This is a genomic window from Epilithonimonas tenax DSM 16811, from assembly GCF_000428485.1.
GTDB lineage: Bacteria > Bacteroidota > Bacteroidia > Flavobacteriales > Weeksellaceae > Epilithonimonas > Epilithonimonas tenax.
Genome location: NZ_AUAA01000029.1, coordinates 1 through 14162, shown reverse-complemented (window position 1 = coordinate 14162; position 14162 = coordinate 1). Strand labels below are relative to the sequence as shown.

At 35.8% G+C, this 14162-nt stretch carries 15 protein-coding genes and 1 pseudogene; 10 read left to right on the top strand and 6 right to left on the bottom strand.

The features are described from left to right. The first annotated feature begins 274 nt into the window (after positions 1–274). The 6 genes and pseudogenes from aspS (at position 275) to F564_RS0113035 (ending at position 7477) form a co-directional block, all read left to right on the top strand. Positions 275–2029 carry an aspartate--tRNA ligase gene (gene aspS, locus F564_RS0113060; protein ID WP_028123044.1) on the top strand — a complete coding sequence of 585 codons (1755 nt, stop codon included), beginning with the start codon at positions 275–277 and terminating at the stop codon, positions 2027–2029. Between the two features lie 167 nt (positions 2030–2196). Then, a pseudogene (locus F564_RS20275) lies at positions 2197–2391 on the top strand (type II toxin-antitoxin system ParD family antitoxin); the annotation flags it as partial. Between the two features lie 299 nt (positions 2392–2690). After that, complete coding sequence (locus F564_RS20660) at positions 2691–2837, top strand: hypothetical protein (protein WP_154656872.1); 147 nt, start codon at positions 2691–2693, stop codon at positions 2835–2837. A gap of 221 nt (positions 2838–3058) precedes the next feature. Then, on the top strand, positions 3059–4108 hold the full coding sequence (locus F564_RS0113045) for an acyltransferase family protein (RefSeq protein ID WP_161625941.1): 1050 nt from the start codon (positions 3059–3061) through the stop codon (positions 4106–4108). A 153-nt stretch (positions 4109–4261) separates the two neighbouring features. After that, the gene (gene recQ / locus F564_RS0113040) at positions 4262–6439 is read left to right on the top strand and encodes a DNA helicase RecQ (protein WP_051259670.1); all 2178 of its coding nucleotides are present in this window, start codon (positions 4262–4264) and stop codon (positions 6437–6439) included. A 72-nt stretch (positions 6440–6511) separates the two neighbouring features. Next, complete coding sequence (locus F564_RS0113035; protein WP_028123041.1) at positions 6512–7477, top strand: Fic family protein; 966 nt, start codon at positions 6512–6514, stop codon at positions 7475–7477. A 36-nt stretch (positions 7478–7513) separates the two neighbouring features. Here the strand turns inward: F564_RS0113035 and F564_RS0113030 are convergent, their stop codons facing one another. Further along, a complete protein-coding gene (locus F564_RS0113030; protein ID WP_034981576.1) occupies positions 7514–8242 on the bottom strand; it encodes an SDR family NAD(P)-dependent oxidoreductase in 729 nt (242 codons plus the stop codon). Positions 8243–8390: 148 nt separating this feature from the next. On the opposite strand from F564_RS0113030, the gene aroC reads away from it, so the two are divergent. The 3 genes from aroC to F564_RS0113015 all read left to right on the top strand — a co-directional run bounded on the left by aroC (position 8391) and on the right by F564_RS0113015 (position 10729). Then, positions 8391–9452, top strand: a complete 1062-nt coding sequence (gene aroC, locus F564_RS0113025) for a chorismate synthase (RefSeq protein WP_028123039.1) — start codon at positions 8391–8393, stop codon at positions 9450–9452. Continuing rightward, complete coding sequence (locus tag F564_RS0113020) at positions 9452–10018, top strand: thioredoxin family protein (protein ID WP_034981573.1); 567 nt, start codon at positions 9452–9454, stop codon at positions 10016–10018. The genes aroC and F564_RS0113020 overlap by 1 nt, the downstream gene beginning before the upstream one ends. 153 nt (positions 10019–10171) lie before the next feature. Further along, positions 10172–10729, top strand: coding sequence for a TlpA family protein disulfide reductase (locus F564_RS0113015; RefSeq protein ID WP_028123037.1), 558 nt, complete (start codon positions 10172–10174; stop codon positions 10727–10729). A 95-nt stretch (positions 10730–10824) separates the two neighbouring features. Here F564_RS0113015 and yajC read toward each other — a convergent pair whose 3' ends face one another. The 5 genes from yajC to F564_RS0112990 form a co-directional block, all read right to left on the bottom strand. Beyond that, positions 10825–11157 carry a preprotein translocase subunit YajC gene (yajC, locus tag F564_RS0113010; protein ID WP_028123036.1) on the bottom strand — a complete coding sequence of 111 codons (333 nt, stop codon included), beginning with the start codon at positions 11155–11157 and terminating at the stop codon, positions 10825–10827. A 4-nt stretch (positions 11158–11161) separates the two neighbouring features. Continuing rightward, positions 11162–11665, bottom strand: coding sequence for a DUF1573 domain-containing protein (locus tag F564_RS0113005; RefSeq protein ID WP_028123035.1), 504 nt, complete (start codon positions 11663–11665; stop codon positions 11162–11164). Between the two features lie 16 nt (positions 11666–11681). Beyond that, positions 11682–12587 carry a transcription antitermination protein NusB gene (locus F564_RS0113000; protein ID WP_028123034.1) on the bottom strand — a complete coding sequence of 302 codons (906 nt, stop codon included), beginning with the start codon at positions 12585–12587 and terminating at the stop codon, positions 11682–11684. A gap of 79 nt (positions 12588–12666) precedes the next feature. Then, positions 12667–13353, bottom strand: a complete 687-nt coding sequence (locus F564_RS0112995; RefSeq protein ID WP_028123033.1) for a hypothetical protein — start codon at positions 13351–13353, stop codon at positions 12667–12669. Next, a complete protein-coding gene (locus F564_RS0112990) occupies positions 13346–13840 on the bottom strand; it encodes an RNA polymerase sigma factor (protein ID WP_028123032.1) in 495 nt (164 codons plus the stop codon). The genes F564_RS0112995 and F564_RS0112990 overlap by 8 nt, the downstream gene beginning before the upstream one ends. A 167-nt stretch (positions 13841–14007) precedes the next feature. On the opposite strand from F564_RS0112990, the gene F564_RS20270 reads away from it, so the two are divergent. Further along, a partial coding sequence (locus F564_RS20270; RefSeq protein ID WP_154656871.1) for a transposase occupies positions 14008–14162 on the top strand: 155 nt, incomplete at its 3' end.

Genomic DNA, 14162 nt, shown 5'->3' with positions numbered 1-14162 from the left:
CCTGAGGTTCTCGAAGGGCAACCGCTCGGGCCGGGCTATCCGTTACTATCTTTTTTTCCATCCGCTAAATCCTTCCGCCAAAAAAGGATATCCACTACTATCCCTCACGCGCTTCGCCAAGATTGAAGATTTTCACAGTCCATCAAAACACTACAAAAACATAAACTTATTTACATATTAGTCGTGTATTTTTTCATATATCCATATCTTTGCACTCGGAAATTGGATAAGCAAATGTCTAATATCTAAAGTCTAACATCTAACATCTAAAAAAATGTTCCGTACACACAACAACGGCGAACTGACGCTGAAAAATCTGAATGAAAAAGTAACACTTTCCGGCTGGGTACAAACCATCCGTGACAAAGGTTTTATGATTTGGATCGATTTGCGAGACCGTTACGGCATCACACAATTGGTTTTGGACGAGGACAGAACATCCAAAGAACTTTTGGAAACCGCTAAGAAACTCGGACGTGAGTTTGTGATAAAAATAGAAGGAACCGTTATCGAACGTACTTCCAAAAACCCAAAAATTCCAACAGGAGAAATTGAAATTTTAGTTGAAAAATTAGAAGTTCTTAATGAATCTCAACTGCCTCCTTTCACCATTGAAGACGAAACCGACGGTGGCGAAGAACTGAGAATGAAATACCGATACCTGGATATCAGAAGAGCTCCCGTAAGAGATAAATTGATTTTCCGTCACAAAATGGCGCAGAAAGTAAGAAATTATCTTTCAGACGAAGGTTTTATTGAGGTTGAAACTCCCGTTTTAATCAAATCTACACCGGAAGGTGCAAGAGATTTCGTGGTTCCAAGTAGAATGAATCCTGGACAGTTTTATGCACTTCCACAATCGCCACAAACTTTCAAACAATTGTTGATGGTTGGCGGAATGGACAAATATTTCCAAATCGTAAAATGTTTCCGTGATGAAGATTTAAGAGCCGACAGACAGCCGGAATTTACTCAAATCGATTGCGAAATGGCGTTTGTAGAGCAGGAAGATATTATGAATGTTTTCGAAGGAATGACAAAAGTTCTTTTGAAAGACATCACAGGAAATGATTTCCAAGATTTTCCAAGAATGACTTTCGCCGATGCAATACAAAAATATGGAAACGACAAACCGGACATCCGTTTCGGAATGGAATTCCACGAACTAAATGACTTAACTAAAGGAAAAGACTTCAAAATATTCGACGAAGCAGAATTGGTTGTCGGAATCAACGTTGAAGGAATTGCAGATTACACCAGAAAGCAAATCGACGAATTGGTGGATTGGGTAAAACGCCCACAGATAGGCGCAACTGGATTGGTTTGGATTAAATTCCAAAACGATGGTGTTGTAACTTCGTCTGTCAATAAATTCTATTCTGAAGACGATTTAAAGAAAATTACAGAAAAATTCGGCGCAAAAGCTGGAGATTTAATTTTCGTAATGAGCGGAAATGCTGACAAAGTGAGAACCCAACTTTCAGCGTTAAGAATGGAACTCGGAAACCGTCTTGGCTTAAGAAAAGGAAACGAATTTGCACCACTTTGGGTTGTAGATTTCCCTCTATTAGAATTTGATGAAGAAAGCGGACGTTACCACGCGATGCACCACCCTTTCACGTCTCCGAAAACCGAAGATTTCCACCTTTTGGAAACCGACCCCGGAAAAGCCAGAGCCAACGCTTATGATTTGGTGTTAAACGGAAACGAAATTGGTGGCGGTTCTATCAGAATTTTTGACAGAGATTTGCAATCGAAAATGTTTGACCTTTTAGGATTCTCAAAAGAAGAAGCAGAAGCGCAGTTCGGATTTTTGATGAATGCCTTCAAATACGGCGCTCCGCCACACGGTGGTTTGGCTTTCGGATTTGACCGATTGGTCGCAATTCTTGATGGAAACGAAGTGATCAGAGATTACATTGCTTTCCCGAAAAATAACTCTGGCCGAGATGTGATGATTGATGCACCGGCTTCGATTGCCAATGAACAATTGGATGAACTGGAATTGAAATTGAATTTAAAATCATAAATTAAAAGCGAGAATTTTTTTCTCGCTTTTTTTACATCAATAATATTCAACAATTTTACCATAAGTAAATTTGGATACATACCAAACCTTGGTATATTTAATTTTAGAAAGTAAACTCTAAAGTTATGGCTAAGAATACATCGATTTTATTGTGAGATTATTTCGACAATTTTATCAACTCTCAAATTAAAACAAGAAAATATTCTTCTGCAAGTGAAGTTGTAAGAGCTGCTTTACGAACGTTTAAACAAGAAGAAACCCAGAAATTTGAATTGATTAAAGAACTAAAAAAAGGAGAAAAATCTGGGTTTTCTGTCAATTTTAATCGTGAAAAATTTAAAGAAAATCTGCATCAAAAATAGGTTGCCTAAAAATGAATAGACAGGTCGCTCCCCTGGAGTTTTGCTTCTTGGTCATTTCATTTTTCTATTAACAGTACATCCCGATGGGATATTTTAAAGCTCCATTAGAAGCAAACTGTTAATAGAAAATAGTTGTTTTTAAAATTAAAGCTTCATAGGAGCGACCTATTAATACTATGCAAAAAAAATGTCAATTATTTTTAATCAAGATTAAATTCTAGAATTTATAATAAAACCTCATAGTTTTCAACAATTATGAGTTTTTCTTTCATTTAAAATCAAACATAAAAATAATTAAAATGTCTTATTTTTACTACCACACAAATTCTATGAAATCACCTTTAGAAATATTACAGCAATATTTTGGTTACAACAATTTCCGACTAGAGCAAGCAAACGCATTTGAAAATGTAATTTCAGAATACACATCAAAATATTCCAGCTAGGAAATTTAATTAGTATAGTATTAATTACTGTATTTTAGATAATTAATATCTTTACATTACAACTTTTGATATTATTGTCATTTTAGACAAAAAATAATCTAAAAAAAAGGAAATCCCTTGAGCGTAAATATGATTTTAAAGAAATTTAACCCCGAAAAAAATCAATTCTAAAAATTACTATGACAAAAACGGAATCTAATAACTCTTTAAAAATCTTAGAAATGAAAAACCTTAAACATTACAACCAACTAGACGGAGTACGTGCTATTGCCGTTATTATGGTAATGTTTTATCATTTTTTTCAAGATTTTAATTCTACCAATGAGAGTGTTCTACTTCTGAAAAAACTCTCGCTCTTTGGAAAAACCGGAGTTTCACTTTTCTTTGTTTTATCCGGATTTCTCATCACCAGAATATTGCTGAATACTAAAGATCAACCATCATATTTCAAAAATTTCTACATCAGAAGAGCCCTAAGAATTTTTCCTTTGTATTATTTTTTCCTGATTATCTACTATTTTTTTATCCCTCTAATTACCAAAAATGCTTTTCCCCATTTTTCGGATCAAATTTATTACTGGACGTTCCTGCAAAATTTCGCATCTACTTTTGAATGGCAAAATATCGGGCCAAGCCATTATTGGTCTCTTTCCGTTGAAGAACATTTCTATTTATTCTGGCCATTCATCATCTATTTTTTACCATTAAAAAATATAAAATGGGGCATTGTAACTCTCTTTATTATTTCTGTAATCACAAGAATTGTACTCATAAAAAATAACCTCGAAGAATCTCAGTTTACCTTCGCAAGGTTTGACGAACTTGCCATCGGAGCATTACTTTCGGTACTGGAAATTGAGCAAAAACTCATCTCCAAAAACAGCACTATTTTTTTTGTACTATTTCTACTCTCTACTATTCCTTTGGGATATGTTTCATTTAAAAACGGAGATTATTCTTTGTTTGATAAAATTTCAAGGCACATTATTCTTGCAATTTTCTATGGCAGTTTTGTTTCTCTTGTAATAATTGCAAAAAACACAAGCATAATCAGCAAAATTCTGAGCACTGATTTCCTCAGATTTACTGGGAAAATCAGTTTCGGATTGTATGTTTATCATCCGCTTTGTTTTACCTTAATTTTATATTACTTACATCTCAACATCATCGGAAATTTTTTGGCGAGTTTTACTTTTGCGTATCTGATTTCCATACTTAGCTATAATCTAATAGAAAAGAAATTTCTTACTTTTAAAAGAAAATTTGCCTGAAATAAAACTGGCATTTTACTGTACGATTGATAATTTAATTTAAAACCAAAGACAAAAATTTTGGTTGTTTTCTATGACTAGATTCCAATATTCTTTCTTTTTAATAAAAAGTAAAATCAAAACTTACTATTTTTACTTAAACACAAATTTTAAATGATGAAATCACCTTTAGAAATATTACAGCAATTTTTCGGCTACAACAATTTCCGACTAGAGCAAGCAAACGCAGTTGAAAATGTAATTTCGAAAAAAGATACTTTTGTTTTGATGCCTACTGGTGGCGGAAAATCACTTTGCTATCAAGTTCCGGCATTGGTTTTGGAAGGAACTGCCATCGTTATTTCACCATTAATTGCTTTGATGAAAGACCAAGTTGATGCCTTGCGCGTGAACGGAATTCCTGCTGCATACATCAATTCTTCGATGTCGGCTTATGAACAAAACGAGACTTTAAATCAATTAAAAAACCGAAAACTTAAACTTTTATATGTTGCTCCCGAAAAATTGAGCGCAGATAATGGTGCATTTTTAAAACTTTTGAATGACATCCATATTTCCCTGTTTGCGGTAGATGAGGCGCATTGTGTTTCGCATTGGGGACACGATTTTCGTCCGGATTATTTATTTCTGAATGGAATTAAAAATCAGTTTCCTAAAATCCCAATTATTGCATTAACGGCAAGTGCGGATGAAATCACGAGGAAAGATATCATCAAACAATTGAATCTCAATGAACCTTTGGTTTTGGTTTCTTCTTTTGATAGAGCCAACATCAAATATTTTGTTCAGCCAAAGCAATCTGTTCTTCAGAATATTATTCAATATCTCAATGAACATCCGAACGACTCAGGGATTGTCTACTGTTTGTCTAGAAAAGGAACGGAAGAAATGTCTAATAAATTGAAAGAAAATGGCATCAGTTCGGCTTTTTATCACGCCGGAATTTTGTCTGTAGATAGAGCTAAAGTTCAGGAAGACTTTTTGAAGGACAAAATTCGGGTAATAGTGGCAACGATTGCATTTGGAATGGGAATAGACAAGAGCAATGTGCGTTTTGTGATGCACGCAGACTTGCCAAAAAACATCGAAAGTTATTACCAGGAAACGGGAAGAGCCGGAAGAGATGGTTTGCCAAGTGAAGCCATTTTATTTTATTCTAATGCTGATGTGACGAAATTGAGAAGATTTGCAATGATAGAAGGTAATGAGGAACAATCTGAACTGATGTTGCGAAAGCTTCAGCAAATGTCTGACTTTGCAGAAATGCAAAAATGCCGAAGACAATATCTTATGGAATATTTCGGCGAAAAGCACGATGGCAATTGCAATTCCTGCGATTATTGTCTTAGTAATTTCGAGAATTGGGACGCAACGGTTGATGCTCAAAAATTACTGAGTGCTGTTTTCAGACTTAAAGAACGATACGGAAAAAATCTTATAATTGATTTTCTGAGAGGCTCCAAAAGTGTGAAAATTACAGATTTTATGCGCAGTTTGCCTACTTACGGCATTGGAAATAATCAAGATAAAAATTATTGGCAAAATCTTTTAAGACAATTGCTCATCAATGGTTTTCTAAGTGAATCGAATGAGGAGTTTTCTGTTTTAAAATTAAATGAAGAGAGCAAATTAATATTATTTAAAAATAAAAAAGTCATCTTCCAAAAAGTAAAGGAACAAGCCAAAGCCGTGACTGTCGCTGAAATAGAGACTGATTACTCAACACCCAATATCAACGCCAATGAAGATTTGCTTGCAGAACTAAGGATCTTGAGACGAGAAATCGCCGAAAGTGAAAATGTTCCTCCTTATGTTATTTTCTCCGATGCAACTTTGCTGGAGTTGTCAACTTATCTTCCCAATTCAAAAGAAGAATTGAATGAGATAAGTGGTTTCGGAGCTTTTAAAATTGAAAAATATGGTGAGATTTTTCTTCCCACGATTATTGAATTTTGCCAGAATAATAATTTGAGCAGTAAAATTTCAGAGAAAAAACCTAAGAAGAAAACGCCTTCCAAAAGCACCAAAAAGTACGAAGCTGGAACTTTTACCATCACTTTTCAAATGTTTAAAGCTGGAAATAGTGTAGAAGAAATCGCTAAAACGAGAAATCTCTCTATCAACACCATCCAAAATCATTTGGTAAATTTTGTAGCAGTGGGAACAATAAAGCCAAATGAATTGATGGATGTTAACAAAATAGAACCCATAATAGAACTTGCAAAAACACAATCAATTCCTTCATTAAAATCTATAAAAGATGAATTAGGTGATGATTTTTCTTATTTTGAAATTCATATTGCAATAGCTTATCATCAATCTCAGCAATAAAAAAAATATTAATATCGGATATCATTAATCTATATAATATACGATATTAAAATAAAGTTGTAATTTTGTGGAATGAAATGGCAAGAATATCCATATCACTTTGAAGGTTTAGAAAAACAACTTGAAAGAATTCTGCAGAAAAAAGCAGAGTTAGACAAGTTGCGCCCAATTCCGACTTATGCATTGAAAAGCATTAAAGAAAGTTTGATGATAGAATGGACCTACAATTCTAACAGTATCGAGGGGAATACTTTAACACTGCAAGAAACAAAAATGGTGATAGAAGAAGGATTCACCATTAAAGGAAAATCTTTGCGAGAACATTTCGAAGCTGTAAATCACCAAGAGGCGATTGAATTGGTAGAAAGCTTAGTATCGGATAGCTATATTTTGAAAGAAACCGATATTTTGAACATCCACGAACTGGTTCTCCAAAAAATTGAAAAAGATTTTGCCGGACGATTCAGAACATCGGGAGTAAGGATTTCCGGAGCCAATTTCGTTCCGCCTAACGCCTTGAAAATAGATGATTATATTACAGAATTAACAGATTGGGCAAACAGTTCTGACCTAAATATCGTCTTGAAATCTGCCATTTTTCACCATCGTTTTGTTTGGATTCATCCTTTTTTTGATGGGAATGGAAGAACGGCAAGGCTGTTATTTAATTTGTTGCTTATGAAAGAAGGTTTTCCGCCTGCCATCATCCTGAAAAACGACCGTAAAAAATATTATGACGCTTTGAATTCTGCTAATAATGGGAATTATGCAAAATTGGTATTGCTCATTTTACAAGCTTTGGAAAGGAGTTTAAATATCTATTTAGGAAGTCTTAATAACACTTATGATAATTACCGCTCAATTTCAGACATTGTGGAAGAGGAAAAGCTCCCTTACGGCCAGGAATATGTGAGCCTCTTGGCAAGAAAAGGAAAAATAGACGCTTTCAAAGAAGGCCGAAATTGGATGACGACGAAAGAAGCCGTTTTAGATTATATTGATAATCGCGATCGAAAAAGGATTTTGAAAAAACACTAGATACAGAAAGCGAGGATTTTATCTTCGCTTATCTATTTAGGGCAATTTCGCTACCAAAAATTCTGGTGACAATTTTAAAATCCAGTAGATGATCTTCCATTTCCAATTGGGAACGATTGTGAAGGAGTTTCCTGCATTCACAATATGGCTTGCAACATAATCTGGCTCCATTAAAAGGTTTTTATTGAGTTCCAAACCATCGTTTATTTTTGTGTTGATATATCCACTGACCAATACATTGACCGTAATATTCCTATGCGACAATTCTTGTCTTAAGCCGGCCAAATAAGTTGTAAAAGCAGCCTTTGTACTTCCGTAAACGAAGTTGCTTTTTCTTCCTCTCACTCCGGAAAGTGAAGATAAACCGATGATTCTTTCTAAATTTTTGTTAGACTTGTCCATTGCCACAATATTCAGAATAGAAACTCCTCCTATGTAGTTCACCTGCATCATTTGCTGAGTTCCTTTAAAATCATTTAAAGCGTCTGAATTTTCTACTAAAAATCCTGCAGCGTAAACAACAATATGAGGTTTTATAGGAAGCTGATCATAAAATTTCTGGTGTGAATCAAAATTTGCTGCATCGAAATACAAAACAGTCATTTTTGATGGATTTATATTTTTTACTTTAATAAAATCTTCAAGTGATTTCGTATTTCTAGAAGCTGCAATGATTGAAAATCCTTTTTCAATATATTGAATGATGCATTGTTTGGCAACATCCGAGTTTGCACCGAGAATAAGAACGGTTTTGTTTGAATTCATTTTGTAAAAATAAATATTACAAGTCAGATTTTAGATATCAGTACATTTTAAAATACGTAAATTTGTTGTTATTATAGAAATTACATCCGTTAGATTATTTTTTTCATGATCAATCTAACCTCTAATTTCTCATATCTAACTTCTATTTATGTTTAATGTTTTAGGAAATTTTTTGACGCTTTCTTCGTTCGGCGAAAGTCACGGGGAAGCTTACGGCGGAATTATTACTAATTTTCCAGCTGGTGTGAAAATCGACATAGAGAAAGTTCAGCTTGAGCTGGATCGTAGAAAACCGGGACAATCTGCGATTGTTACACAAAGAAAGGAAGGCGATAAAGTACGTTTTCTGTCTGGTATTTTTGATGGCACATCTACGGGAACACCTATTGGATTCATTGTAGAAAATGAAAACCAACGTTCCAAGGATTACGATCATATTGCACAGGCTTATCGTCCCAGTCACGCAGATTATACTTACGATCAAAAATTCGGGATCCGTGATTACCGCGGTGGTGGAAAATCGTCTGCACGCGAAACCTTAAATTGGGTCGTTGCAGGTGCTTTGGCCAAACAGCTTCTTCCCGAGATGGAGATCAATGCTTATGTTTCCTCCGTTGGTGAAATCTTCTGTGAGAAAGCATACCAGGATTTGGATTTTTCTAAAACAGAAAGCAATATCGTACGTTGCCCAGATGAGAAAACGGCCGAAAAAATGATTGAAAGAATCAAAGAAATCAAGAAAGAAGGCAACACCATTGGGGGAACGGTCACTTGTGTTATCAGCAACGTTACGGTTGGATTAGGCGAACCCATCTTCAATAAACTGCACGCTGAATTGGGAAAAGCAATGCTGAACATCAATGCATGCAAAGGTTTCGAATATGGAAGTGGTTTCTGTGGCGCCAAGATGACGGGAAGTGAACACAATGACCTTTTCAATGAAGATGGAACTACACAATCCAATCTTTCTGGTGGCATCCAAGGTGGCATTTCCAACGGAATGGACATCTATTTCCGAGCAGCTTTCAAACCGGTTGCTACGATTCTTCGCCCGCAGGAAAGCATCAACAAAGATGGCGAAACCGTGACGGTAGAAGGTAAAGGAAGACACGACCCTTGCGTGGTTCCGAGAGCTGTCCCAATTGTCGAAAGTCTTGCTGCATTTGTTTTGGCAGATATGTATCTAATTAATAAAACCAGAAAAATATAATGGATATAAAACAATTTTGGGACAACGCAGTTTCCTACACAGACTATCTTCACGAAGCTGGAGAAAGGTTGGGAAATCCAAAAAATTCTCAGGAAGCAGACTATGCAGAATATTACAGATTGGGAATCCAAAGGATGAACAGAATGTGGGAAAAATACCTTCCGAATTCTGAACAGGTGGCGACTTTGGCTCAGAAGCATTTTAATGGGAAAATATTGATTATTTCTGAGGCTTGGTGCGGTGACGCGAGTCAGGTAATTCCGGTGATTGTCAAGTTTTTTGAGCAATTTGAAATCAGGATTTCTTACCGTGACCAGCAACCAAGTTTGATTGATGATTATTTGGTAAATGGCGGAAAGTCTATTCCGATTGTGATTTTTCTTGATGAAAACTTCAACGAGCTGGCACACTGGGGACCGAGACCAAAGCACGGTACCGAACTTTTTAAAAAATACAAAGCCAATCCGGAGGAATTTACAAGAGACCAATTCTATGTTGAATTGCAAACTTATTATGCTAAAAACAGAGGTTTTGACACGGTAGAGGAATTGCTAGAACTGTTGTAAATTTCTTTTGAATACGATTTCTGCGTAAGGGATAGTAACGGATATCCTTCTGCTTGCCTTGCCAGGCAAGTAGAAGATAGTAGTGGATAGCCCGACCCGAGCGGCTGGACAAGCGCTGGCTGGGGATACGCCCACATTTTTAATATGACTGATATGAATTTTCTAAAAAAAAATATAGTTTATTTGGTTTTCTTGATTGTGCTGTTGGCATTGATGGCCATCAAGCCACTTCGCGATTTTGTGTCGGAACAGATGGCCATGAGCCCGACGGTTTCTAAAATCAATAATGAGACTTTACTATCTGATGATGTTTTGAATATCGATTTGAAGGGCATCAACACGAGCAGCACCAATCTGAAAAATCTGCGAGGAAAGGTTTTGTTCCTTAATTTCTGGGGAACGTGGTGTCCGCCGTGCAGAACGGAATGGCCGACGATACAAAAGCTTTACGAATTGAGAGAAGATAAACTGGAATTTGCACTGATTGCAATGCAGGATCAGGAAGAAGATGTGAAAAAATTCCTGAAAGAGAATAATTACACCGTTCCTGTTTACATTGCGGAAAGTCCCTTGGATCCGAAAGTTTTACCAGTCGCTTTTCCGACTACTTATCTCATTGGGAAAGACGGAAGAATTCTGAAAAAAGAAGACAGTTCTATGGACTGGAGCAAGGATTCGGTTTTGGAGTTCATTGATAATGTAACAAAATAAGCATTGGCTTTTGGCTGTATCTTTATTTTTTTAATCATCAAAAAAAAGGCGCAGAATGAGATCATTCTGCGCCTTTTTATATTAAGAAAAAATTCTTATTTCTTCACTTCTCCGAAAGTTTCTGGGAATCTTGCCGCTGTGAAATCCTTAGAAATCGCCGCTTTTTCGAATTTCAGTTTCCCACTAAGGGTTTCGATCACTACGCCATCATCTCCAATACTGAAGATCTTGCCGTGCATTCCCGAAGTGGTTACAACTCTTGCACCTGGCTTGAGTGCTTCCTGAAAATTCTTTTCCTGCTTTTGTTTTTTCATCTGAGGACGAATCATCAAAAAGTAAAACCCAACGACCATCAATCCGATCATTATCAATGTCGGCGTCATAGATTGTGCTGGAGCAGCTGCCTGTAAAAATAGGGTAAGCATCATGATATTATTGCGTAATGTTAGCTGAGAATGTAATTTTTACCGGCGCTTTTTCTACGTTGACAAAAACGTCTGCCGCTTTATTTACTGCGCCATCGAAGTTGGTAGAATCAAAGTGTAAAGTGATCTTTCCTTTTTTACCTGGCAAGATTGGTTCTTTGGTGTAATCCGGAACTGTACAGCCGCAACCAGGCTTCACGTTGGAAATGATCAAGGGATTGGTTCCTGTATTTGTCACTTCATAAATATGTTCTACTTTTTCACCCTTTTTGATATCGCCGAAGTTGTGTTCAGTTTCGCTGAAAGCAATGCTTGTCAGTGGTTTGCTTTGCGCCTCTTTCAACATTTCTGATTCCTCTGGAGCCTGCTCCTGAGAAAGTGAGTCTACCACGGTACTTGCCTGCGCAGTATCAACTCCCGGGATGTGGTCTAGCGTTGTTTCTTCTTTTTTCTTACAAGAGAAAGCAAGCGTGCAAAGAGCAGCAATTGCTATAATTTTGATTGATTTCATATAAGTTATTTTGAAATTATACTCGGTTTGTATCTTTTGTGTATTTGTCGAGAACACCGTTGATAAAGATATTGGATTTTTCGGTTCCGTAGACTTTTGAGATATCAATATATTCATTAATGATAATTCTCGAAGCGGTGAGTGGGAAATGGTCAAGTTCTGTGATGGCCGCAATAAGGACAATTCTGTCTAAAAGCGAAATCCTGTCTAGCTCCCAGTTTACAAGACGTTCCTGCAATTTTTTCTCGGATTCTTCCCAATTGTTAAGAGAAGATCTTAGAAGTTTTCTTGCAAAATCTTCGTCTTCGTCATCTTTCAACATTTTGATAAGTGTGTGAGAGGCTTCGTCTTCCTTCATAAAACCAATGGTTTTCTGAATCATAGAGTTTGAAATATGCAGATCATCTGCCCAGGACATTTCTTTCTCTTCAAATCGATCGTGCAAATCGCTATTTTCGGCAACATATCTTAGAAAAAGTTTCCCAATGAATTTTTGATCATCCTCGAAAGAGATCTCGGCATCTGCCATATAATCCTGATAACGTTTTCCTGCTTTTATACGTTGGAAAGTCTTGACCAAAATAGGATCATTCGAGTCCCATATCAGGTCTTTATGTTTGCTGGAGAAACTTCTTCTTTCCTCGTTATTTTCTAACTGGATAAGAATCTGGTTTCTAACTAGCTTCTGGTTCGGATTTTCGTTTTCAGTAGTTTTTATGTATTTATTTTTCCCAATTTCTATTTGATCTTCTGTCAAACTCTTCAGGCCCACCATAAAGTTGAGCGTGTAGATGTAGAGATTATAGATTTTGTTGATTTCTGAGAACATATTTTTCTCAACAACTTCAAACCTGATCGGGTTTTGATAATAAGAATAGAGCGATTCTACTACTTTTTCACGGATTTGTCTTCTTCCCAGCATTTCAAAGATCTTTTATGGGTGCAAAGATAAGCAAAATGTAGCAAATGGTAATCTAATGATAAACAATGCTCTATGACATTTATGATCCCTTTTGCGAATCTATTTCCTCTAGTTGCGTCAGGTTTTTGGAAAGTCTCTTCAATAAGATCCCGTACGCCAATTGGTAATAAAGCAAAATCAGGATAATGCAAATCAACAGGCTCAAAATAACACCCGTAATCAATCCCCATAAAGTTGGATGATCGATATGAATATTTTGTCTCTTAATCGTGAACACAATAAAACTAGTAAAGCTACCTATGAAAAGTACCAGCAAAAATATATTACCGAATATAAACAGATTCACCGTTTTTTTAAATTGAATAATGTGCGTGATAAATTTTTTAAGATTGGACTCTACATTGATCTTATGATAATTGACATAAAAAATCACTACAAAGACGCCGGTGATAATTAAGCTGAAGATCTTCATCCAATAATAGATCCTGTCCAAACCAATTTCTACTTCATGCTGATTTTTGATCTGAAGTTTGTTGAGAATGCTTGTAAAATCTGTATGAAAATTGGAGGAAAATAAGGCCAAAAAATTGATCAATCCAAAAACTACAAATTCAGCAATACTGATCCACAGAATATACTTGACGTAGTTCCTGGATTTTATATTAAGCATAGACTCGATCTCGTTCTGGTCATAGCCATCCGTGATGACCTGCTCTTGCCAGTTTTTTTTAAGAGAATCGATATCAAAATCTTCTGGGTTAGCCATGCTTTATCATTAATTCTTTTAGTACTTTTTTTAATCTATTCATTTTAACGCGGGCGTTCACTTCCGTAATTCCCAAAGTTTCAGCAATTTCTTTGTATGGTTCATCGTCTAAGTACATCATAACGATAGCCCTCTCCACATCCGGGAGAAGTTTGATCACTTTGTAGAGGAGAGAAATTTGCTGCTGTTTTTCATCATTGTCATCCAAAAAATCCTTGCTGTGAAATTCCTGCAATTCATCCGTCTGCGGTTGTCTGGTTTTCTTTCGGAATAATGTGATCGCCGTATTCAATGCAACACGGTACATCCACGTCGAGATCTTAGAATTACCTTGGAATGAGTCGTAAGATTTCCAAAGTTGTAACACAATTTCCTGAAAAAGATCTTCTTGATCTTCCAGAGAATGGGTATAAAGGCGCGAGACTTTGATGATCAGTCCTTGGTTATCCTTTATTAATTTAGAAAATGTTTTCTGTTTGTTCTCCATTCCGGAAACGAAGATAAGAATTTAAAAAATTATGAGCCTGTTTAAAAATTAAATTAGAAAAATTTGTAAGGAGTGGATCTGTAAAAAAATAATTTAAAAAATTGATTGTCAGTTGTTTATGTAGATTATTTTTCGTAACTTGTTGGTAACTAATCAATTAAGCTACGGTGAAAAATTACTCTACAAACATTTCTGACAATCAATGGCAATTTATAAAAAAGACTTTAAACTTCAATAACAGAAAACGAAAATATGATTTAAGAACCATTTGGGATGCCATTATGTATTTAGTTAAAACAGGCTGCCAATGGCGGATGTTGCC

Bases quoted from the DNA above. Each gene is read 5' to 3' on its own strand.
- aroC (WP_028123039.1), top strand. From the start codon at position 8,391: ATGTTTAATGTTTTAGGAAATTTTTTGACGCTTTCTTCGTTCGGCGAA.
- F564_RS0113030 (WP_034981576.1), bottom strand. From the start codon at position 8,242: ATGAATTCAAACAAAACCGTTCTTATTCTCGGTGCAAACTCGGATGTT.
- aspS (WP_028123044.1), top strand. From the start codon at position 275: ATGTTCCGTACACACAACAACGGCGAACTGACGCTGAAAAATCTGAAT.
- F564_RS0113005 (WP_028123035.1), bottom strand. From the start codon at position 11,665: ATGAAATCAATCAAAATTATAGCAATTGCTGCTCTTTGCACGCTTGCT.
- recQ (WP_051259670.1), top strand. From the start codon at position 4,262: ATGATGAAATCACCTTTAGAAATATTACAGCAATTTTTCGGCTACAAC.
- F564_RS0113015 (WP_028123037.1), top strand. From the start codon at position 10,172: ATGAATTTTCTAAAAAAAAATATAGTTTATTTGGTTTTCTTGATTGTG.
- F564_RS0113000 (WP_028123034.1), bottom strand. From the start codon at position 12,587: ATGCTGGGAAGAAGACAAATCCGTGAAAAAGTAGTAGAATCGCTCTAT.
- F564_RS20660 (WP_154656872.1), top strand. From the start codon at position 2,691: ATGTCTTATTTTTACTACCACACAAATTCTATGAAATCACCTTTAGAA.
- F564_RS0112990 (WP_028123032.1), bottom strand. From the start codon at position 13,840: ATGGAGAACAAACAGAAAACATTTTCTAAATTAATAAAGGATAACCAA.
- F564_RS0113020 (WP_034981573.1), top strand. From the start codon at position 9,452: ATGGATATAAAACAATTTTGGGACAACGCAGTTTCCTACACAGACTAT.
- yajC (WP_028123036.1), bottom strand. From the start codon at position 11,157: ATGATGCTTACCCTATTTTTACAGGCAGCTGCTCCAGCACAATCTATG.
- F564_RS0113045 (WP_161625941.1), top strand. From the start codon at position 3,059: ATGAAAAACCTTAAACATTACAACCAACTAGACGGAGTACGTGCTATT.
- F564_RS0112995 (WP_028123033.1), bottom strand. From the start codon at position 13,353: ATGGCTAACCCAGAAGATTTTGATATCGATTCTCTTAAAAAAAACTGG.
- F564_RS0113035 (WP_028123041.1), top strand. From the start codon at position 6,512: ATGAAATGGCAAGAATATCCATATCACTTTGAAGGTTTAGAAAAACAA.